Genomic DNA, 828 nt, shown 5'->3' with positions numbered 1-828 from the left:
CGTCCGGACCGAATGAAGGGGGCGGCTCAGTGAGGCACAACATGTAGTGGTTGGTGGCGTGGTGCGTCACAGCCCTGGGAGCGAGGAGGACCGCCATGCCAGCCCCGTCAGCATCCGGGCGCGCAGCGCTCTCGGTGCGCGAGCTCGCCACCGCCCAGTCGCCTGATCTCGTGTTCTTCTCGAGCGTGTCGGAGAACACCCGCCGGTTCGTCGAACGGCTCGACCGGCCCGCCGTGCGCATCCCGCTACGCCTTCGTGCCGAAGGACTGATTCGAGTGGCACGGCCGTACGTGCTGGTCGTCCCCACGTACGGCGGCGGGGAACGAGCCGGGGCGGTTCCGAAACAGGTGATCTCGTTCCTGAACGACCCGGCGAACCGGGCCCTCATCCGGGGGATGATCACGGCGGGGAACACGAACTTCGGTGAGTGAAGCGTCCCGGGTTTCGTGCCGCTCCTATGTGGGTGCCAGCTCTCGGTTGAGGGCGGCGTAGTAGGCAGTCTCGTACTCGGCCGGGGTGGTCATAGCCAGGGACGAGTGGAGCCTTCGATTGTTGTACCACTCGACCCATCCGGCGGTGGCGTACTCGACGTCGGCGATGGTCTTGTACGGGCCGTTGTGGAAGATCGTGGTGGTGATGCACTCGGTCTTGTACAAGCCGATGACGCATTCCATGAGCGCGTTGTCATACGCATCGGCGACGGTCCCGATGGACGCGGCGATGCCCTCGGCGGCCAGGTGCTCGGCGAAGCGAAGGCTCGTGTACTGCGACCCGGCATCGCTGTGCGCGATCAGCTCGCCGGGCTGCACAGGGTGCCCGTGCCGGTGA

The 828-nt window shown here is 66.4% G+C and carries 1 protein-coding gene and 1 pseudogene; one reads left to right on the top strand and one right to left on the bottom strand.

Translation table 11 applies throughout. The features are described from left to right. Positions 1-95: 95 nt before the first annotated feature. Positions 96-428, top strand: a pseudogene (gene nrdI / locus HMPREF3105_RS03660) (class Ib ribonucleoside-diphosphate reductase assembly flavoprotein NrdI); the annotation flags it as partial. A gap of 27 nt (positions 429-455) precedes the next feature. On the opposite strand, the gene HMPREF3105_RS03655 reads toward nrdI, so the two are convergent. Continuing rightward, positions 456-828: integrase core domain-containing protein (locus HMPREF3105_RS03655; protein WP_141762420.1), on the bottom strand; the 373-nt coding region annotated here is incomplete at its 5' end.

Source organism: Micrococcus sp. HMSC31B01, assembly GCF_001816085.1.
Taxonomy (GTDB): domain Bacteria; phylum Actinomycetota; class Actinomycetes; order Actinomycetales; family Micrococcaceae; genus Micrococcus; species Micrococcus luteus.
The sequence above is the reverse complement of the archived record's forward strand: the minus strand, read 5'-3'. Positions and strand labels throughout refer to the sequence as shown.